This window comes from Bacillus sp. HSf4, assembly GCF_029537375.1.
GTDB lineage: Bacteria > Bacillota > Bacilli > Bacillales > Bacillaceae > Bacillus > Bacillus sonorensis_A.
In genome coordinates this window covers 1,280,047-1,298,558 of sequence record NZ_CP120679.1, presented here as the reverse complement: position 1 = coordinate 1,298,558, position 18,512 = coordinate 1,280,047, and the positions used below count along the sequence as shown (strand labels likewise).

The following is an 18,512-nucleotide window of genomic DNA, read 5'->3' as shown; positions in this document are numbered from 1 at the left end:
GCCGTTTTTTCGTTTTAAGCAAGCAGCGCCTTCAGCAAAGCTTTCTGCGCATGAAGACGGTTTTCCGCCTGCTGGAAGACGGCTGAGTTCGGTCCGTCGATGATCTCCGCTGTCACCTCTTCTTCCCTGTGGGCGGGAAGGCAGTGCAGGAAGATATAATCGGGTTTGGCGCCGGAGACAAGGGCGCCGTTCACTTGATACGGCTTAAACACATTGAGGCGCTCGTTTGTTTCCGCTTCCTGCCCCATGCTTGTGAAAACATCTGAATAAATGACATCCGCATTCTGTACGGCTGTTTTTGGATCATTGGTGATCGTCACCTTCGCACCGGATTCAGATGCGAACACTTCGGCAAGCTTGACAATCTCCCCGTCCGGTTCATAGCCCTTAGGCGAGGCAACCGTAATGTCGCTGCCGACTTTGGCACAGGCGATTAAAAGCGAGTGGGCGACATTGTTGCCATCGCCGACATAAACGATTTTCAGCCCGCTTAACGTTCCTTTTGCTTCTTGAATGGTCAAAAGGTCTGCGAGCGCCTGGCACGGGTGAAAAAGGTCTGTCAAACCGTTGATAACGGGAATGTCCGCATGTTCGGCAAGCTCTTCAACTTTTTCGTGTTCAAATGTGCGGATCATGATGGCGTCAACATAGCCTGAGAGCACCTTTGCCGTATCGGCGATCGTTTCGCCTCTGCCGAGCTGCATATCCTTGCTGCTTAAAAACAAAGCGTTTCCGCCGAGCTGGGCCATGCCAGCTTCAAACGATACGCGCGTCCGCGTCGATGATTTTTCAAAAATCATCGCCAATGTTTTTCCGTTAAAGATGTTTTGTATTTTGTTTTTCTTCATGGCGGCTGCTTCTTCGAGCAAATAAAGGATTTCCTCTTTCGCAAAGTCTTTCAGGCTTAAAAAATCTTTGCCGGACAAATCAATTTTTGGGGAACTCCCGATGTTTACAGTAGACATATTTCCACTTCCTTTTTGTATAAATCCTTGAGGGAAACGGCCCGTGTCGTTCCGCTCCCGCTTTTTAAAAATGCCCGCACCGTGTCTTCTTCCGTCATCACGGCCACTCCATGGGTAATGGCGTCCATGCGCTGCCGTTTCGCCTCAGCGGAATTCGTCAAATTAATATGAAGCGCTTTGTCCGGCCGTTTGATCCAGCTTGCAAAATCGGCGGATTGAACGGTGAAGCCCGCCTGCTCTGCGACATGTTTCAGATCATTGCCCGCTTCCATGTAGATACAGCCTTTCGTCTTCCAGACGCCTGCAAAAATTTTCTTCATGGCGCTTTCCGGGCTGTATGCGACATACATTCCTTCCCCTGTCGATTTCATCTCAGGTCCGAGCTTCAAATCGACATCCTGGATCGCATGTGATGAAAAGACCGGAAATTTCACAGCCACACCGCGGCTGTTTTGTGACATGGGCTTCAGCTCTTTGAGCGTCAATCCGGTTAAAAGCTTTGCCGCGAGCGGAATCATTTGGACTCCCATCACTTTGCTGACGACGGGAACGGTCCGGCTTGCCCGCGGATTGACTTCAAGGATGAGCAGTTCGTCTCCGTTCGCGATGAATTGAATGTTCATCATCCCTTTAAATTCAAGCTTGCGGACGATTTTTCCGGCTGCTTCTGCAGCGGCGCGCTTCATTTTGCCGGTCACAGAAGGCCCCGGGAGAATCGCATAGCTGTCGCCGGAATGGACCCCGGCTTTTTCGATATGTTCGATATAGGTTGGGATATAAATGTCCTCACCGTCGCTTACAAGGTCAATTTCAAATTCTTTTCCGGAAATGTATTGATCGATCAAAATCGGATACGGCATCGCTGCACCGTCTGCCAGCTCCAGAAGCTCTTCTTCCGACTGAACGATCATCATTCCCATCCCGCCGATGACATATGACGGTCTGATCAGCACCGGATAGCCGATATCATGTGCTTTTTGCACGGCTTCTGTTTTTGATGATGCCGTCTCCCCTTTGGCATGGGCGATGTCCAGTTCATCAAGCAGCTGATAAAACTGGTCTCTGTCTTCAAGCAAATCAAGTGTTTCAGATGACGTACCCAAAAGGGGGACACCCGCTTTCTCGATCGCTTCAGCCACATTGATGGCCGATTGGCCGCCGAATTGAACAATGGCAAAATCGATATCCTCGGCTTCCGCGACATTTAAAATATGTTCGGGTGTGATCGGTTCAAAGTAGAGACGGTCTGCCATTTCATAGTCCGTGCTGACCGTTTCCGGGTTGTTGTTCAGCATGATCGTTTCATATCCGAGGCTTTTCAGCGTCATGACGCTGTGAACGGCGCTGTAGTCAAATTCGACGCCCTGGCCGATCCGGATCGGTCCGGACCCGATGATAAGGGCCCGTTTTTTCGTTTTCCGTGAGAAATCTCCGTCGCTTTCTCCGAAATAAGTGGAGTAAAAATAGTTTGTTTTTGCGTCAAACTCTGCGGCGCAAGTATCGACGATTTTAAATGAGGCGGTAATGCCTTTTTGCTTGCGGAGCGCGCGTACGTCTTCCTCCGTTTTTCCCGTTAAAGAAGCGATCGTCAAATCGGTGAAGCCCTTTTCTTTGGCCTTTTTCAACAGGTCGCCGGAAAGGGCGTCCCCCTGTTCCATCAGCGTGTTTTCAAGCTGGATCATGTTGGCGAATACATGGAGGAAATAGTAATCGATCTTCGTTTTCACATGAATGTCTTCGATAGAAACGCCCCGGCTCAACAGCTCCATGACCGCGAAAAAGCGGCGGTCATCAGGGGTCTCAAGCAAAGTCCACAAAGCATCGGAAGACACGTCGCCAAGCTCTGGCAAATGGGTTCCGACCGTTTTCAGTTCAAGGGATGCGACCGCTTTTTGCAGCGCCGCTTCAAGGTTGCGGTCGATCGCCATGACCTCCCCTGTCGCTTTCATTTTTGTGCCGAGCTTCCGGTCGGCGTTTTTAAATTTGTCAAACGGCCAGCGCGGGAATTTGACGACGACGTAGTCAAGCGCCGGTTCAAAACTCGCATATGTCGAATCTGTCAGCGGATTTTTCAGTTCATCGAGCGTGTAGCCGACGGCCAGTTTGGCCGCCATTTTCGCGATCGGATAGCCGGTCGCTTTCGAAGCGAGGGCTGAAGACCGGCTGACCCTCGGATTGACTTCGATGACATAGTAGTTTTGACTCTCCGGATCAAGTGCAAATTGAATGTTGCAGCCTCCGACCACATCGAGCGCTGAAATGATTTTCAGGCTGGCCGAACGCAACCGTTGATAATCAGCATCGGTTAATGTCTGCGACGGGGCGACAACGATCGAGTCACCGGTGTGGATGCCGACCGGATCGATGTTTTCCATGTTGCAGACGGTGATGCATGTATTGTTCTTGTCGCGCATCACTTCGTATTCGATTTCTTTAAAACCGGCAATGCTTTTTTCAACAAGGCATTGATGGATCGGACTGGCGAGGAGCGCGCTTTCGATCAGGGGCATGAACTCCTCCTCCGTCTTCGCGATGCCCCCGCCTTTTCCGCCTAATGTATAAGCCGGGCGAACGATGATCGGAAAACCGATGGAGAGTGCAAAACGAAGCGCGTCCTCTTTGTTGTCGACGATTTCCGAATCGGGAACCGGCTCATTCAGCTCCTTCATCAGGGCGCGGAATTTTTCCCTGTCCTCGCCTTTTTCAATCGTATCCACCGATGTTCCGAGCAGCTTCACCCCGTATTTATTGAGAATCCCGGCTTTTTCAAGCTCGACCGCTAAATTGAGCGCCGTTTGCCCGCCTAAATTGGCAAGCAGTCCGTCCGGCTTTTCGCGCTTGATAATTTGCGTGAGGCTTTCTGTCGTCAAAGGTTCAAAGTAAATCTCATCGGCAAAAGACTCATCGGTCATGATCGTCGCCGGATTGTTGTTGACGAGAATTACCCGAAAGCCTTCATTTTTCAGCGCCATGCATCCTTGTGTTCCGGAATAGTCAAATTCTGCAGCCTGCCCGATGATAATCGGGCCTGATCCGATAACGAGTATGCTTTTAATGGTGTGATCTTTAGGCATGGGCGATTTCTCTCCTTGCTTCGTTCAATTTCTGTAAATATTCGCTGAATATCCACTCGCTTTCAGCCGGTCCCGGATGAGCTTCCGGATGAAACTGAACGGATATGACAGGCCGTGTTTTATGCATCAGTCCTTCGACAGAACCGTCATTGACATGCTGAAACCTGACCGAAAATTCCTTTGTGCTGATCGCAGCCTCATCTACCACATAGCTGTGGTTTTGGCTCGTCATAAAAACGCGGCCGGTTTCTCTGTCTACGACAGGATGATTGGCTCCCCTGTGGCCGAATGGCAGCTTATACGTGTCACCGCCAAAGGCGAGGGCGATCAGCTGATGCCCGAGACAAATGCCGAGCGTCGGGTAGGCTTTGATTAACCCCCGAAGCGTTTCCATATACGGGAGGATGGCTTTCGGATCCCCCGGGCCGTTCGAAAGGACGATCCCGTCCGGATTCAGCTTTGAGACGTTTTCCATCTCTTGATATGGAACGATCGTCACTTTGCAGCCTTGTTTGACAAGGGATGAAGCGATCGATTTTTTATAGCCGAAATCGATCAGCACAACATGTGTCGAGCCTTCTCCAAAAGTGCCGTTTTCATTCTGTCCGGCGACCTGTGCTGCGACATTTTCCATTAGACGCGGACCCGGCTTGCTGTCCTTTTGCAAGGTCAGCTTGGCATTGAGCGTTCCTTTGGCTCTGATATGCTGGACGACCGATCTCGTATCAACCTGTGACAAAAGCGGAACATCCCATTTCCCCAAGTAATCGCGCAGGCTTTTTTTCGCCTGATAATGGGAAAACTTGTCGCACGCTTCATAGACGACAACGCCCTTTACCTGCGGGCGCTTGCTTTCATAATCGCTGTCATTAATGCCGTAGTTGCCGATCAGCGGATATGTGAACACAATAATCTGTCCTTTATATGAAGGATCTGTCAAAACCTCCTGATAACCGGTCATTCCCGTGTAAAAGACGACTTCACCGGTACAGCCATCAAGGCCTTCCAATTCACCGCTGAAGGCAGTTCCATCTTCAAGAACCAAATATCCTTCCATCTTATGCCCACCTCTGATGAATAAATAATAATATTTATGAATTTTTATACCGTTCGTGCGAAAAAAAATTACTGTTTGACAGCCATATGATCTGTAAACACGCGGTTCAGCTTCTCCACCGCTTGACTGATTTCGTTTTTTTCGACCGTGAGCGGCGGCAGGAGCCTGATCACATTTTCACCTGCCGGAAGTACAAGCAGGCCTTCTTTTTGAAGCGCTTCGATCAGCGGCTGAACGGGTTCTTCACATTCAATGCCGGCGATCAGCCCTTTCCCTCTGATGTCTTTAACAAATGGAAACTGAAGTTTTTCTTGCAGTTCCTTCAGCAAATACGCTCCTTTTTCCGCGACTTCTTCGAGAAAGTTTTTTTCAAAGATCGTTTCCAATGTGGCGTTTGCCGCTGCCATGGCCAGCATATTTCCGCCAAAAGTCGTCCCGTGTGAACCTGGGGAAAACACTTCTGAAAGCTCTTTTTTACCGATCACCGCTCCGACCGGAAAGCCGCTTCCCAGCCCTTTGGCGACGGTGATGATTTCAGGCGTCAGCCCTTCGTGTTCGTATCCGAAAGCTTTTCCTGTCCTGCCGATACCCGTCTGCACTTCGTCCACGATGAGAAGGGCTTCATTTTTTCGGCAGAAAGCTTGAACTTCCTGCAAAAAAGCTTTGTTCGCCGGAATAACTCCGCCCTCGCCTTGAATCGTTTCCAGCATCACCGCTGCGACATCCTCTTGATTGCTTAATGTTTGAAAAGCCTCCGGCTCATTGTACGGGAGATAGTGAAACCCGGTCAGCATCGGTCCGAACCCGTGTTTAATCTTTTCCTGTCCGGTCGCGGCCATCCCTGCATACGTGCGGCCGTGAAAGGATTGCTTGAACGTGATGATCTTCGTCTTCTGCGTATATTTCCGCGCCAGTTTAATCGCCGCTTCATTGGCTTCGGCCCCGCTGTTGCAGAAAAAAACGAGATCGCCTGCACTGTGGTTGGCCAGATGTTCTGCTACTTTTTCTTGAAGGTTATTTTCGAATAAATTTGAAACATGCCAGACCTGATCGAGCTGTTTCTTGATCGCAGCTGTCACAGCATCAGGACAATGCCCAAGATTGCAGACCGCGATTCCCTGCACAAAGTCCAGGTATTGTTTTCCGTTTTCGTCTTCGGCGATCGTGCCTTTTGCTTTTGTAATGTTGATATTCCAGCGGCTGTACGTCTGAAATAAATGGCTCACGATACCGCCTCCTTTTGCTTGATGATTTTTGTGCCGATAAATGCATCCTCTTTCAGGAAAGAACCTTTTCCGCTGACGATCATGACCTCCTCCATTTGTTCGCTGAGAGCCGCGACCGCGGAATTCACCTTCGGTATCATCCCGCCGGAAATCACGCCAGCTGCAATCAGCTTTTCGATCTCTTCTGGTGTCAGTGCTGACAGCATGTTCTCGTTTTTCATGATGCCTTTTACATCTGTCACAAACATCAATTTGTCAGCGCGCAGAGCTCCGGCTATGGCTGATGCCGCCAAATCGGCGTTTACATTCAGCGTCTCGCAAGCCGCAGTCATTGACAGCGGGGCAATGACCGGGATGAAGCCTTTTTCCATGAGCGCTTCCGCCATCTGTCCGTTTACCTTTGTAATACGTCCGACCTTGCCGTATTCTTTTTCGTTTAAATATTCGGCCACGAGGAGGCCTCCGTCTTTTCCTGAAACCCCGACCGCAGGGAGCCCGTGTTTTGCAAGCTCAGAAACGAAATACTTGTTGATGGAACCGGAAAGCACCATCTCGGCGACATCCAGAACCTTTTTGCTCGTTTTCCGCTGTCCGTTGACAAACTCTGTATCGATGTTCAGTTTATCCAGCATTCTTGTAATGTCAGGGCCGCCGCCATGGACGACCGCGATATGCCAGCCTTCTTCAGCCAGCTTTTTTAGATTCTCAAAAAATTCGTCTGAAAGCTCGCGAATGACGCTTCCGCCGCATTTAAAAACGATTGTTTTGCCCATTGCTTTCCCCTTTTTACGTGCGATAGCTCGCGTTGATTTTGACGTATTCATAGGTTAAATCACAGCCCCAGGCCGTCCCTGTTCCGTCTCCCTCACCCATACAAACATCGATTTTCACTTCGCTGTTTTCCAAGTATTCTTTGGCAAGCTCTTCGGAAAACGGCTGTGGTTCATTGTTTTTAAACAGACACTGCCCGCCGAGGTGGATTTCCACCTTTTCAGGTGTCACAGAAGCCATGCTGTCGCCGATTGCGACGATGATTCTGCCCCAGTTGGCATCCGTTCCGTAGATCGCTGTTTTGACAAGGTTGCTGGCGACGATTTTTTTGGCGATGATCCGTGCCTCAAGATTCGTTTTCGCGCCTTTGACCCGGGCTTCGATGAGTTTCGTCGCCCCTTCACCATCCCTTGCGATTTGTTTGGCGAGGTCGGTGCAGACAAGGTGCAGACCTTTTTTAAACACCGGCCAATCCTCATGCTCCTCGCTGAGACACTCATTTTCGGCGCAGCCGTTCGCCATCACGAGGACCATATCGTTAGTGGATGTATCGCCGTCGACCGTAATCTGGTTGAACGAGGCATCGGTGATTTCCCTCAGCGCTCTTTTCAGCGCGCCCTCTTCTATACAGGCATCTGTGGTGACAAAACCGAGCATCGTCGCCATGTTCGGATGGATCATCCCCGAGCCTTTGGCGGCTCCGCCGATCGTCACTTTTTGACCGCCGATCATCAGTTCATAGCAGGTTTGTTTTGTCACCGTGTCCGTCGTTAAAATCGCTTCTTCGAAATCGCCTTCTTCGGGCGTCGTCTCTTTGAGAAGGCTGATCCCTTTTGTGATTTTCTCCATATCGAGGTGCTCGCCGATGACACCTGTTGAGGAAACGGCCACAAGCTCCGGAGCAATGCCGAGAATTTCCGCCGTTTCCCGGCGCATCTCATATGCATCAACAAGCCCCTGTTGACCCGTACAGGCATTGGCAATCGCACTATTGACAATGACCGCTTGAAGGTGCGCATCCTTTTTGAGGCTGTCTTGTGTCACCTTAATCGGTGCGGCCTGGAAATGGCTCTGCGTATAAACGGCCGCACTCACCGCCGGAACTGTGCTGATGATGATGCCCAAATCCTTTTTGGAATAGCGAAGGCCGCAGTGAATTCCTTTAGCCGCATAACCTTTCGGCGAAGCGATGCTTCCATCTGTTTTTTTGATGCTGTCTTGACTCACCTGAATCATGATTTGCTCTCTCCCGTCTTATGGATAAATTGGCGTAAAATCAAGTCCCGCCGCTTCATTCCAGCCGTTCATGATGTTAAAGTTTTGAACAGCCTGCCCCGCGGCACCCTTCATTAAATTGTCGATCACCGATACGATCGTCACCCTGTTCGTCCGCTCGTCTACAGTGACGCCGATATCGCAGAAATTGCTGCCGTACACTTCCTTTGTCGCCGGAAATTCACCCGATTCTCTCACTCTGACAAAATAAGAATCTTGGTAAAAATCAGAAAACACTTGCTGCAGCTGATCACCTGACACACTTTCTTCAAGCTCTGTATAAATCGTCGCCATAATTCCTCTTGTCATCGGCGCCAAATGCGTGCTGAATGTGATCGGTTTAAAATCGGGGTCCCACCGTCTTGCAGCCTGCTCGATTTCCGGTGTGTGCTGATGTTCGTTCACCTTATAGATTTTAAAATTGTCGTTGACCTCGGAAAAATGAGTTCCCATTGAAGGCTTTCGGCCGGCCCCTGATACACCTGTTTTCGCATCAACGATGACAAACGATCCGCCGATGAATCCCTTTTTGACGAGCGGAGCCAGCCCGAGCAGAACCGCTGTCGGAAAACAGCCGGGATTGGCTATGTAGTTCGCCTTTTTGATTTCTTCCCGATTTAATTCGGAAAGCCCATACACCGCTTGTTTCAGTACATCTGCCGGAGCCGGCTCCCTTTTATACCACTTTTGATAAACAGATCGGTCTTTGATTCTGAGATCGCCGGACAAATCGATGATCGGCAGGTCGTATGAAGCAAACTGCGGCGTCAGGCGGCTGGATACGCCCGAAGGAGCCGCCATAAACAAAAAATCGATTGTCTCTGCTATTTCCTCGATTTCAATCGGTTTAAGGGTTTGATTCGTCAATTTTACAAGGTGCGGATATGACTGATGGTACGGAACCCCCTCATCACTCGATGAATACAATATGCATTCATCTGCATAAGGGTGCGACCTGAGGATTCTTGTGATCTCTGCGCCTCCATAGCCAGTTGCACCTATAATACCTATTTTCAAAACGAGTTCACCTTCTTGGTCTTTGTGAAATTATTTAACATTATAACATGAATAAAAATTAATTCAATTGTATATTTAATATTTTTTTATGATTTGGCAGATTGATTTTCACCATCAAAAAAAGCCCGCACTCCATGCGGGCCGGAAAAAACGTTTGAAGCTGCCGGCGAATCATCCGAGCTTGACGAATGATCAGCCCGGAAGGTCAAGCGGCCATGAGACGCCGAACTGATCGGACCCAGGCGACTTTTTGGCTGAATCCGTAATCGCCGAGCGGCATCAACACTTCTTCGCCGGCGGTCAGCTCCTGATACAGCCTGTCGATATCCGCTTCTGTTTCACACGTCAAAAACATAAAAAAAGAAGGGATGAACGTAAAATCGTGTTTCACTGAACAGTCTATATACATAAATTCCTGTCCCTTCACTCCCTTCTCCACCATAACGGGTCAGACTCTTGATTTCCGCTTCCTCAATTAAAGATATGTATGTTCTGGCTTTTTCCGCATTTCCTTGAAACATGAAAAACGGTGTTATCTTTGCACTCCTTTAACAAAAGAGCCTGTCAAAATTCGACAGACTCTTCATCCATTATTGTATACCGAGGGCAATTTTTGCATAGCGGGACATCTTATCCCGTGTCCAAGGCGGATTCCAAACGATGTTGACATCGACCTCTTTCACTTCCGGAATATCTGCGAGCGCTTTTTTGACTTCATCGACGATGATCGGCGCGAGCGGACAGCCCATTGAAGTCAGCGTCATGGTGACGTCGGTCTTCCCGTTTTCATCCATGTCCACTTCATATACGAGGCCCAAATTTACGATATCGACGCCAAGCTCAGGATCGACGACCTGCTCAAGAGCGCCCATGATATTTTCTTTCAATGCTTCATCCACAGCACTTCACTCCTTTTTTCATCAGTATAACGTACTTTCGTTATTTTCTAAAATGAAAGTACTTTAAAGATGCTTGTCAAACCACTCCACTGTCTTCAAGAGGCCTGTCCTTGAGACTTTATGGCCCGCGCGTTCATCAGCGATAAACTGAAGCAGGTCCGGCTGTGATTCGTATTGACCGGTGATCGCTTCATAGAATCTGTGCGCCGGTGCAAACGGAACGGTGCCGTCCTGTTTGCCGTGCCAAAACAAAAGCGGCCTCATGTTCAGTTTTTCCGGCTGAAGCGAGAGATCATATTGTTTCAATTCTTCCCGCTGCTCTTCAATTTGTTCTTCAGATACAGGAATCTTGATTTGTTTTTCACGGAAATACGCGAGCTGCATGTCGAAAAATTCCACATAAGCAGGACAGCCCATCAAACTGACAGCCGCTCTGATCCATTCGTATTCGGTCAAGGCGCCCAATGTGACGATTCCGCCCATGGACGTTCCAGCTACCCCGATGCGTCCATTTTCAATCAGATTTCCCTGTTCAAAATGGTTTTTCAGCACTTCCAGCTCTTGAATTTCATTGGTGATAATCGTCCAAAACCTTGAAGCCAGCTGATCGGAAGCAAGCTGCTCCTCCCTCTCGCCGTGGCAGGCCGCCTCAGGCAAAATGACGCGCATTCCCTTTTCGGCAAGGAGGTATGCATAATGAAGGTTGTGTTCTTTTGCGCTTGTAAATCCGTGTATAAACATAACAAGAGGAAGAGCTTTCTCTTTGTTTTCCTCTTTTACAACATGTAATAAAGGAATGTTTGCAATCTGTTGATTATCGATTATGATCACGATTTTTTCTTCCTCCTTTAGGATGTCCATCATCATCAGTTTAACATGTAGACAATAAAGAAGGTAAAAAGATACACTAAGGGTAAGTCAGAATTTTAAATTTACGGTTAAAGGAGCACTTATGGAAACAAAACCATATTTAATTGCACTGGACTTAGACGGTACATTATTAAAAGATGACAAGACCATATCCGAAAGCTCTGCCGAAGTCATTCAGAAGCTCAGGGAAGAAGGCCATAAAGTCTGCATTTCGACCGGAAGGCCGTTTCGGGCAAGCTCCATGTATTATGAGCAGCTTCAGCTTGACACCCCGATCGTCAACTTCAACGGAGCGTTCGTCCATCATCCGAAGGATGAGACTTGGGGAAGATTTCACACATCCCTTGATCTGGATGTCGTCAAACAGATTATTGAAGTCAGCGAGTCCTATGATGTACACAATATCCTTGCTGAAATCGTCGATGATGTCTATTTCCACTATCATGATGAAAAATTGATCGACGTCTTTACAATGGGAAGCCCGAACATCACAGTCGGCGATTTAAGAACAAACCTCGGCCAAGATGTGACAAGCGTCCTCATCCACGCCAAAGAGGAGGATGTTCCCGCGATCCGCTCGTATTTGTCAGACGTTCATGCAGAAATGGTCGACCATAGAAGATGGGCCGCTCCATGGCATGTCATTGAATTGATCAAAAGCGGCATTAACAAAGCGGTCGGCCTGCAAAAAATTACGGACTACTACGGCATTCCCGCTGAACGCGTGATCGCCTTCGGTGATGAAGACAATGACCTGGAAATGCTTGAATTTGCAGGATGCGGCGTGGCGATGGGAAACGGTATTGCAGGTGTCAAAACCGTCGCCGACCGCGTGACAAAGTCGAATGAAGAAGACGGCATCACCGACTTTTTGAAGGAATATTTCGCATTGTAATTTTTAATTTGCCATTCATAAGCAGGTTTAAGACAGCCATACTAGAGAAAGACGGAATGTCCGTCGAACTCGCTTTAAGGGGGCAGTCAGGATGGGTAAACGAAGCAAATCGAAAAGGTTTATTCAGCAAGGCAAAGACTCGCTTAAACAGCATGCCGCCAGGTTCCCTTACCGTTCCACATTAGAAGAAGCCGAACGGCGCACAGGACCGACCGAATGCGGAGGTCTGTAGCATGAGAAACGAATTGTTTCAAATGGCAAAGACGGCCGTTCAGGAAGCGGAAACGATGGCCAATACCGCGGAAGCAAGCGAACAAATGAAAGCGATCGAAAGGGCCAAAAACGCCGTTTCTTCCGCATTCGCCAATTCCACTGATGCAGAGCGCCGCGAGCTTCAACATCTTCAGGAACAGCTAGATCAATTATCTTAAAACACCAGGAGTTTGTGTCTTTGACACAGACTCCTTTTTTCGTTCATCAAAAACATCCATATTTCCCCATCCCTTTAAATGATAAAAAATTTGACATCAGAAACAAAACAGAGTACATTATAAAAGGCGAACGTTTTACGATATAAAATAAATAACATTCGTTTTTAGGAGTGGATATGATGGATAACGTGTTTGATTATGAAGATATTCAATTAATTCCTGCAAAATGCATTGTCAGCAGCCGTTCTGAATGTGATACATCCGTCAGCTTGGGCGGACGGACATTTAAGCTGCCTGTCGTGCCCGCCAACATGCAGACGATTATAGATGAAAAACTTGCGGCTTCATTGGCTGAAAACGGTTACTTTTATGTGATGCACCGCTTTGAACCCGAAAAGCGTCTCGATTTTATTAAAAACATGCACGAGCGCGGCTTGTTTGCTTCGATCAGTGTGGGCGTTAAGCTTGAGGAGTATCAATTTGTACAGCAGCTTTCAGAGGAAAATATCGTTCCTGAGTACATCACGATCGACATCGCACATGGGCATTCAAACGCCGTCATCGACATGATTCGGCACATTAAAAAACATTTGCCGGAAACCTTTGTCATCGCCGGCAATGTCGGAACGCCGGAAGCGGTAAGAGAGCTGGAAAACGCCGGAGCTGACGCGACAAAGGTCGGAATCGGCCCCGGAAAAGTATGCATCACAAAAATCAAAACCGGATTTGGAACAGGCGGATGGCAATTGGCCGCACTGCGCTGGTGTGCCAAAGCTGCCAGCAAACCGATTATCGCCGACGGCGGCATCCGCACCCACGGGGATATTGCGAAATCAATCCGATTTGGAGCAACGATGGTGATGATCGGTTCATTGTTTGCCGGACACGAGGAATCTCCCGGAAGAACGATTGAAAAAGACGGAAAGCTTTACAAAGAGTACTTTGGTTCCGCTTCGGAATTTCAAAAGGGCGAAAAGAAAAATGTAGAAGGCAAGAAGATGTATGTTGAGCATAAAGGCGCGATCATGGATACGCTGACCGAAATGGAACAGGATCTTCAATCATCGATCTCATATGCCGGAGGAAACAAGCTTGAGGCGATCCGCAATGTCGATTACGTCATCGTCAAAAACTCCATCTTTAATGGGGATCAATATTAAAAAAGCATCCGGTAATGAACTGCACCCCAATTGTTAGACACCATCTAACAATTGGAGGTGCAGTTTTCTTATGGTTGCATTTATAGCTAAGAAAAGTACTCAAAGGGCATCAATCGATTGCCAGATGTGTTGCAGAATACATGAATGACTGCGATCACAAACAAATGAAAGCAAGATGAAAAGGCATGAGCCCGGTACAATATCGGACTCATGCCAATCAAACTGTTTCATGAATTATTGGGGGCGCTTCATAAGGGATGCTTTTTTCATTTCACTTCAAATGTTTTAGACGCCCGCAATGCGGAAGCGACCTGTTCCGTTCTCCCCTTGAACATGACGCTCACTTCATATTGGCCCGGCTCCGGCACTTCTTTCCACACATCTGTGAAATCATATGTTTCCTTCGGGTTCAATGTCATCGTCTGAAAAGCTTGTGTAAACATTTTCCCTTTTGAATAGCGATATCTTTCGGTACCCGCCTCGTCTGTGACGACAAGCTCGAACTTCTGCCCGCTGCTGAATTCGAACACAACGGCTTCATCCGTATGATTGACAACCGACATTTGGAATTCGATTTCCCCCGGTTTTTGCACGGGTTCGACCGTCAAAAGAACACTCCCGTTATCCACTTCCCCAGATACCTCCTTTTCGGGGCCATCCGCCCCGTTTTGACCGCATCCACTGACAAACAGCAGCACCACAATGATCGATATCAGCCGCATTCATTCACCCTTCCTTCAGTCTTTGCGGAAAAACCCTAACACTTGAGTTGTTTGCACGACATTTGTGAAAGCTTTTGGATCAACTTCATTGATAATCTTTTCTAAATCGTATAGTTCATACCTCGTGATGACGATCACCATCATTTCTTTTTGTTCATTGGTAAAAGCACCTTTGGCCGGCACGGTTGTAATGCCGCGGACCATTTTTCCGTAGATTGCCTCCTTGATCTCCTCCGCTTTCTTTGTGACGATCATGACGGTGAGTTTGGCATGGCGGGTATGGATCGCATCAATCACCCTTGTTGTCACATATAGTGTAACGAGCGTATATAATGCTTTCTCCCAACCGTTCAATAATCCTGCTGTTAAAATGATGGCTCCGTTTAAAATAAAGAAATAGGTGCCGACCGGCTTATCCTTCCATTTCGCCAGAATCATGGCGATGATATCCAAACCGCCCGTTGAAGCTCCGTATTTCAGCGTCAGCCCGATTCCGACCGCTGCGATCACCCCGCCAAAAACGGCGTTCAGCAAAATATCGTTTGACAGGCTCGTTTCCGGCAGCATGCCAAGGAACACCGTCGTCAGCGCAACGCTTAAAACACTGTAAACCGTAAAAGAACGCCCGACCTTCAGCCACCCTAAAATGCCGACGGGAATGTTTAAAATAAACAAAAGCGTCCCGGTTGAAAAATAAATCGGGCTGTACTGGTCAAGCGCGCTCGATAAGAGCTGCGCAACACCTGTAAAACCGCTGGCATACACATCTGCGGGAATTAAAAACAAGTTTAAGCCGATCGCATTCAACAATGCACCGATGATGACAATGAACAATTTTTTCGCTTCTGCTATGACCATTTTTTGAGTTCCTCCGCTTATTCCGTATATATTTGGTTTACCCTTAAAACAATATTTTGAAAACGGCAATTTAAAAATATATGATATAGTTGATCTGAAAACAAGCTGGAATAGGCGTTCGATTTTCATCAAGGAACAGCTGTCCGCGGGCTTTCCCGCCCAAAAATCCTAACCATTTTTCAGAAAGAAGGGGTTCAAATGACCGTTCATCTTATAGCCGACAGTGCGGCGGATTTGCCTAAATCATATTATGAAAAGCATCATATCTCGTTCATTCCGCTGCGGGTGCTGCTCGATGACCAAGAGTATGATGATCTTCTCTCCATTCAGCCGTCCGACGTATATGAAGCGATGCGCGAAGGCAAAGCGCCGAAAACGTCGCAGCCGTCTCTAAAGCTTTTGCGCGACACCTTCAGCCGGCTGGCGGAAAAAAAGCAACCTGCTTTATATGTCGCCTTTTCCTCAGAGCTTTCGGGAACCTATCAGACCGCTGTGATGGCGGCAAACGAAGTCAAGGAAGAATTTCCGGAATTCGATTTGCGAATCATCGATTCAAAATGCGCTTCACTCGGTTACGGTCTGGCTGTAAGGCACGCCGTCGAACTCGCTACTAACGGCAATACAATACAAGAAATCGAATCGTCTGTAAAGGACTTTTGCGAACATCTTGAACATATTTTCACAGTCGATGATTTAACTTATTTGGCCAGAGGCGGAAGAATCAGCAAAGCATCGGCCTTCGTCGGAGGACTGTTAAACATTAAGCCGCTTCTCCATGTCGAAGATGGCAAGCTTGTCCCTCTGGAAAAAATCCGGGGCAAAAAGAAACTGCACAGGCGGATGATCGAATTGATGAAAGAAAGAAGCCGGGATTTAAGCGGGCAAACGGTCGGCATCAGCCACGGAGACGACGCGGAAACAGCCGAAGAAATCAAACGCCTGATTGAAGCCGAATTCGCGCCGAAAGAAATCGTCATCAACATGATCGGTTCAGCCGTCGGCGCCCATGCGGGACCCGGCACATTGGCGATCTTTTTTCCGGGAAAAGATAAAAGATAAACAAAAACAGGCCTGCTTAAAAGCAGGCCTGTATCGTCAGTCGTCCACGTTGATTGTCCCTTCACCAATGATCGGTGAAAGCGATTCGGCGACCGCAGTCCCGACATCCGGACCGCCAGCCCCCTCGATCACCTTTTCCATTGTGACCGGAGAAATCCTGTACGCTCCGCCGAAGTTGACAATCCCTCCCGCAGACACATGATGAATGTAAACTGAGCAGCTATGTTTCATACTAAGTCTCCTTTTTCGGGTCTTATGATATATGTATGCCGGCGGAGGAAGAAGGCATAAACTTCCCGGCAAAAAATATCGCGATGGGAGAATACATAGTTTTGCCTCCGATGAGCAACATAAAAGCGACATTTTAACGGGAGGTGCTTCCTCATGAAAGATGATGATAAAAAGCCGGTTGACAACAACGCCGTCAACCAAAAGAAAAACCGGCTCGCCGAAAAAAACAGACAAGCCGGAAAACACCAGTATTCCAAAAAAACCGATCATTTGTAAGCCAAAGGGGCGATTGCGCCCGCCCCTATTTTTTCTCGTATGTCCAGCCCTCTTCCTGATAGATTTTCCCCTGCTTCATCAGGTGGCCGAGCGCTCTTTTAAACGCCGCCTTGCTCATGTTAAACCGCTCTTTGATATCTTCCGGGTCGCTTTTATCCCAAAAAGGCATCGCACCGTTTCTCGTCCTCATATAAGTGAGGATCTGTTCGGCGTCAACAGACATGGCGTCCTGCTTTCTCGGCAGGAGCGACAAATTGACCGTACCGTCTTCTTTTACTTTGATCACCCTTGCTGTCAGCCTCTCTCCAAGCCTCGGCTCTTCTTTTCTTTCAGATGAATGGATAAAGCCTCTTATGCCTTCATCGGAAATCAAAAAAGAGCCTGATGCGATCAAACGGTATACTGTTCCTGTCATCTCCTTGTTCATTAAATCGTCCGAAGCTTTGTGAAAAAGCTCGCTCATCTTGTCTTCCGGAGCAGGTTTGGCAAACATTCTGCCGTGGCTTGTGATCTTCAGCATGCAGTACAGCCTGTCCCCTTTTTGAGGCCAGACAGATTCATAAGGCGGAAGATGTTCGGTGGCGACAAGCGCATCCTTTGTGAGCCCGACATCGACGAACACCCCCATGTCGCTGACGGCATCCACGACTTCCACCCAATCGTAGTGATCAGCGCTGATGATCGGTTTTCTCATCGTAGCCGCCAAGCGCCCCTCATGATCGACATACACAAAAACGTCGACTTCTTCCAGATCTTCTATATCCGCGGTGACCTCGCTGTGATGGAGGAGAATCGATTCATCTCCGTCCGTCAAAAAGTACCCGTAGTCGGCTTTGTGATCTATTTGCAAAGTTAATTGCTGTCCCGGTCTCATATTGATTCTTCCTTTCTTCATGCACCTGTTCTATTGATGTATTCCTCCAATGTTCAAATTATTGCCAGATAACGGCCAGGCAAAACCGTACCATATTGGAAGTTTCACCTTATTCTACTATAATTGACTCATAAGTAAAATGGATGGAGGTTTTCACATGGCAAAAGAAAGCTCATTTGACATCGTCTCAAAGGTTGAACTCCCTGAAGTTCAAAACGCAATTCAAACCGCTCTGAAAGAAATCGGCACACGCTATGATTTCAAAGGTTCAAAAAGCAGCATTACGCTTGAAGGAGACGAGCTTGTCCTTGTCTCAGACGACGAGTTTAAAATGGACCAGCTGAAAGATGTCCTCGTCGGCAAGCTGATCAAGCGGAATGTCCCGACAAAGAACATCGAATACGCAAAGCTTGAGAACGCTTCAGGCGGAACCGTCAGACAGCGGGGCAAACTGGTTCAGGGGATCGATAAAGACAACGCAAAGAAAATCAACAATCTGATCAAAAAATCTGGGCTGAAAGTCAAATCCCAAATTCAGGATGATCAAATCCGGGTAACCGGAAAAAACAAAGACGATCTCCAGCAAATCATCGGCTTAGTCAAAGAAGCAGACCTTCCGATTGATGTTCAATTTATAAATTTTCGATAAATTCTCAATTTACTGTTGATTATTCCCCCGATTTTCGGTAAATTGAGTTAAAGTATTCATCACACAATTGAATAGCTGTTCTTATCAAGAGAGGCAGAGGGACTGGCCCGATGAAGCCTCAGCAACCGGTGAATGAATATTCATGACCAAGGTGCTAAATCCAGCAAGCAGTCTGCTTGGAAGATAAGAAGACCGACATTGTC

20 protein-coding genes, 1 pseudogene and 1 riboswitch are annotated in these 18,512 nt (G+C 47.9%); of the genes and pseudogenes, 7 read left to right on the top strand and 14 right to left on the bottom strand.

The window, feature by feature from the left end:
- Window positions 1-14: 14 nt before the first annotated feature.
- The 10 genes and pseudogenes from argF to yjfP all read right to left on the bottom strand — a co-directional run bounded on the left by argF (window position 15) and on the right by yjfP (window position 11,115).
- Window positions 15-965: an ornithine carbamoyltransferase gene (gene argF / locus P3X63_RS06585; protein WP_077737056.1), complete on the bottom strand. Its 951-nt coding sequence runs from the start codon at window positions 963-965 to the stop codon at window positions 15-17.
- The gene (locus P3X63_RS06580) at window positions 953-4,039 is read right to left on the bottom strand and encodes a carbamoyl-phosphate synthase (glutamine-hydrolyzing) large subunit (RefSeq protein ID WP_277692628.1); all 3,087 of its coding nucleotides are present in this window, start codon (window positions 4,037-4,039) and stop codon (window positions 953-955) included. Before P3X63_RS06580 ends, argF begins: the two co-directional genes overlap by 13 nt.
- Window positions 4,032-5,096, bottom strand: coding sequence for a carbamoyl phosphate synthase small subunit (locus P3X63_RS06575; protein ID WP_277692627.1), 1,065 nt, complete (start codon window positions 5,094-5,096; stop codon window positions 4,032-4,034). Before P3X63_RS06575 ends, P3X63_RS06580 begins: the two co-directional genes overlap by 8 nt.
- Before the next feature lie 68 nt (window positions 5,097-5,164).
- Window positions 5,165-6,322, bottom strand: coding sequence for an acetylornithine transaminase (locus P3X63_RS06570; protein ID WP_277692626.1), 1,158 nt, complete (start codon window positions 6,320-6,322; stop codon window positions 5,165-5,167).
- Window positions 6,319-7,095, bottom strand: a complete 777-nt coding sequence (argB, locus tag P3X63_RS06565; RefSeq protein ID WP_026586380.1) for an acetylglutamate kinase — start codon at window positions 7,093-7,095, stop codon at window positions 6,319-6,321. The genes P3X63_RS06570 and argB overlap by 4 nt, the downstream gene beginning before the upstream one ends.
- A gap of 13 nt (window positions 7,096-7,108) precedes the next feature.
- Window positions 7,109-8,329, bottom strand: a complete 1,221-nt coding sequence (gene argJ, locus P3X63_RS06560) for a bifunctional ornithine acetyltransferase/N-acetylglutamate synthase (RefSeq protein ID WP_077737061.1) — start codon at window positions 8,327-8,329, stop codon at window positions 7,109-7,111.
- Window positions 8,330-8,347: 18 nt separating this feature from the next.
- Window positions 8,348-9,385, bottom strand: a complete 1,038-nt coding sequence (gene argC / locus P3X63_RS06555; protein WP_277692625.1) for an N-acetyl-gamma-glutamyl-phosphate reductase — start codon at window positions 9,383-9,385, stop codon at window positions 8,348-8,350.
- Between the two features lie 192 nt (window positions 9,386-9,577).
- Window positions 9,578-9,906, bottom strand: a pseudogene (locus P3X63_RS06550) (VOC family protein).
- 69 nt (window positions 9,907-9,975) lie between these two features.
- A complete protein-coding gene (locus P3X63_RS06545; RefSeq protein WP_026586377.1) occupies window positions 9,976-10,284 on the bottom strand; it encodes a metal-sulfur cluster assembly factor in 309 nt (102 codons plus the stop codon).
- A 63-nt stretch (window positions 10,285-10,347) separates the two neighbouring features.
- Window positions 10,348-11,115, bottom strand: a complete 768-nt coding sequence (gene yjfP, locus P3X63_RS06540) for an esterase (protein ID WP_026586376.1) — start codon at window positions 11,113-11,115, stop codon at window positions 10,348-10,350.
- Window positions 11,116-11,236: 121 nt separating this feature from the next.
- Between yjfP and P3X63_RS06535 the strand changes: the two genes are divergently transcribed.
- From P3X63_RS06535 to guaC, 4 genes are all read left to right on the top strand, one after another.
- The gene (locus tag P3X63_RS06535) at window positions 11,237-12,049 is read left to right on the top strand and encodes a Cof-type HAD-IIB family hydrolase (RefSeq protein WP_277692624.1); all 813 of its coding nucleotides are present in this window, start codon (window positions 11,237-11,239) and stop codon (window positions 12,047-12,049) included.
- Between the two features lie 91 nt (window positions 12,050-12,140).
- On the top strand, window positions 12,141-12,281 hold the full coding sequence (locus tag P3X63_RS06530) for a hypothetical protein (RefSeq protein WP_179115743.1): 141 nt from the start codon (window positions 12,141-12,143) through the stop codon (window positions 12,279-12,281).
- A gap of 1 nt (window position 12,282) precedes the next feature.
- Entirely contained in the window at window positions 12,283-12,480 is a 198-nt protein-coding gene (locus P3X63_RS06525; protein WP_026586374.1) for a DUF3813 domain-containing protein, read from the top strand.
- Between the two features lie 179 nt (window positions 12,481-12,659).
- Complete coding sequence (gene guaC / locus P3X63_RS06520; protein WP_077737064.1) at window positions 12,660-13,640, top strand: GMP reductase; 981 nt, start codon at window positions 12,660-12,662, stop codon at window positions 13,638-13,640.
- A 266-nt stretch (window positions 13,641-13,906) separates the two neighbouring features.
- Here the strand turns inward: guaC and P3X63_RS06515 are convergent, their stop codons facing one another.
- Both P3X63_RS06515 and P3X63_RS06510 read right to left on the bottom strand, forming a co-directional pair.
- A complete protein-coding gene (locus P3X63_RS06515) occupies window positions 13,907-14,362 on the bottom strand; it encodes a BsuPI-related putative proteinase inhibitor (protein WP_026586372.1) in 456 nt (151 codons plus the stop codon).
- Between the two features lie 15 nt (window positions 14,363-14,377).
- Window positions 14,378-15,220 carry a YitT family protein gene (locus tag P3X63_RS06510; RefSeq protein WP_026586371.1) on the bottom strand — a complete coding sequence of 281 codons (843 nt, stop codon included), beginning with the start codon at window positions 15,218-15,220 and terminating at the stop codon, window positions 14,378-14,380.
- A gap of 198 nt (window positions 15,221-15,418) precedes the next feature.
- On the opposite strand from P3X63_RS06510, the gene P3X63_RS06505 reads away from it, so the two are divergent.
- A complete protein-coding gene (locus tag P3X63_RS06505) occupies window positions 15,419-16,279 on the top strand; it encodes a DegV family protein (protein WP_026586370.1) in 861 nt (286 codons plus the stop codon).
- A gap of 36 nt (window positions 16,280-16,315) precedes the next feature.
- Here P3X63_RS06505 and P3X63_RS06500 read toward each other — a convergent pair whose 3' ends face one another.
- A complete protein-coding gene (locus P3X63_RS06500) occupies window positions 16,316-16,510 on the bottom strand; it encodes a spore germination protein (protein ID WP_077737065.1) in 195 nt (64 codons plus the stop codon).
- A gap of 153 nt (window positions 16,511-16,663) precedes the next feature.
- Between P3X63_RS06500 and P3X63_RS06495 the strand changes: the two genes are divergently transcribed.
- Window positions 16,664-16,786, top strand: coding sequence for a DUF3941 domain-containing protein (locus P3X63_RS06495; RefSeq protein ID WP_077737066.1), 123 nt, complete (start codon window positions 16,664-16,666; stop codon window positions 16,784-16,786).
- Between the two features lie 25 nt (window positions 16,787-16,811).
- Here P3X63_RS06495 and P3X63_RS06490 read toward each other — a convergent pair whose 3' ends face one another.
- Window positions 16,812-17,660 (bottom strand): CvfB family protein, encoded by an 849-nt coding sequence (locus P3X63_RS06490; protein ID WP_077737067.1) that lies wholly within the window; start codon window positions 17,658-17,660, stop codon window positions 16,812-16,814.
- Between the two features lie 157 nt (window positions 17,661-17,817).
- Between P3X63_RS06490 and P3X63_RS06485 the strand changes: the two genes are divergently transcribed.
- Window positions 17,818-18,309 (top strand): YajQ family cyclic di-GMP-binding protein, encoded by a 492-nt coding sequence (locus P3X63_RS06485; protein WP_026586367.1) that lies wholly within the window; start codon window positions 17,818-17,820, stop codon window positions 18,307-18,309.
- A 78-nt stretch (window positions 18,310-18,387) separates the two neighbouring features.
- Window positions 18,388-18,499: riboswitch (SAM riboswitch) on the top strand.
- Window positions 18,500-18,512: the final 13 nt, after the last annotated feature.

Coding starts and splice junctions, on each gene's coding strand:
- argF (WP_077737056.1), bottom strand. CDS start 965: ATGTCTACTGTAAACATCGGGAGTTCCCCAAAAATTGATTTGTCCGGC.
- P3X63_RS06580 (WP_277692628.1), bottom strand. CDS start 4,039: ATGCCTAAAGATCACACCATTAAAAGCATACTCGTTATCGGATCAGGC.
- P3X63_RS06575 (WP_277692627.1), bottom strand. CDS start 5,096: ATGGAAGGATATTTGGTTCTTGAAGATGGAACTGCCTTCAGCGGTGAA.
- argB (WP_026586380.1), bottom strand. CDS start 7,095: ATGGGCAAAACAATCGTTTTTAAATGCGGCGGAAGCGTCATTCGCGAG.
- argJ (WP_077737061.1), bottom strand. CDS start 8,329: ATGATTCAGGTGAGTCAAGACAGCATCAAAAAAACAGATGGAAGCATC.
- P3X63_RS06535 (WP_277692624.1), top strand. CDS start 11,237: ATGGAAACAAAACCATATTTAATTGCACTGGACTTAGACGGTACATTA.
- P3X63_RS06530 (WP_179115743.1), top strand. CDS start 12,141: ATGGGTAAACGAAGCAAATCGAAAAGGTTTATTCAGCAAGGCAAAGAC.
- P3X63_RS06525 (WP_026586374.1), top strand. CDS start 12,283: ATGAGAAACGAATTGTTTCAAATGGCAAAGACGGCCGTTCAGGAAGCG.
- guaC (WP_077737064.1), top strand. CDS start 12,660: ATGGATAACGTGTTTGATTATGAAGATATTCAATTAATTCCTGCAAAA.
- P3X63_RS06515 (WP_026586372.1), bottom strand. CDS start 14,362: ATGCGGCTGATATCGATCATTGTGGTGCTGCTGTTTGTCAGTGGATGC.
- P3X63_RS06510 (WP_026586371.1), bottom strand. CDS start 15,220: ATGGTCATAGCAGAAGCGAAAAAATTGTTCATTGTCATCATCGGTGCA.
- P3X63_RS06505 (WP_026586370.1), top strand. CDS start 15,419: ATGACCGTTCATCTTATAGCCGACAGTGCGGCGGATTTGCCTAAATCA.
- P3X63_RS06500 (WP_077737065.1), bottom strand. CDS start 16,510: ATGAAACATAGCTGCTCAGTTTACATTCATCATGTGTCTGCGGGAGGG.
- P3X63_RS06495 (WP_077737066.1), top strand. CDS start 16,664: ATGAAAGATGATGATAAAAAGCCGGTTGACAACAACGCCGTCAACCAA.
- P3X63_RS06490 (WP_077737067.1), bottom strand. CDS start 17,660: ATGAGACCGGGACAGCAATTAACTTTGCAAATAGATCACAAAGCCGAC.
- P3X63_RS06485 (WP_026586367.1), top strand. CDS start 17,818: ATGGCAAAAGAAAGCTCATTTGACATCGTCTCAAAGGTTGAACTCCCT.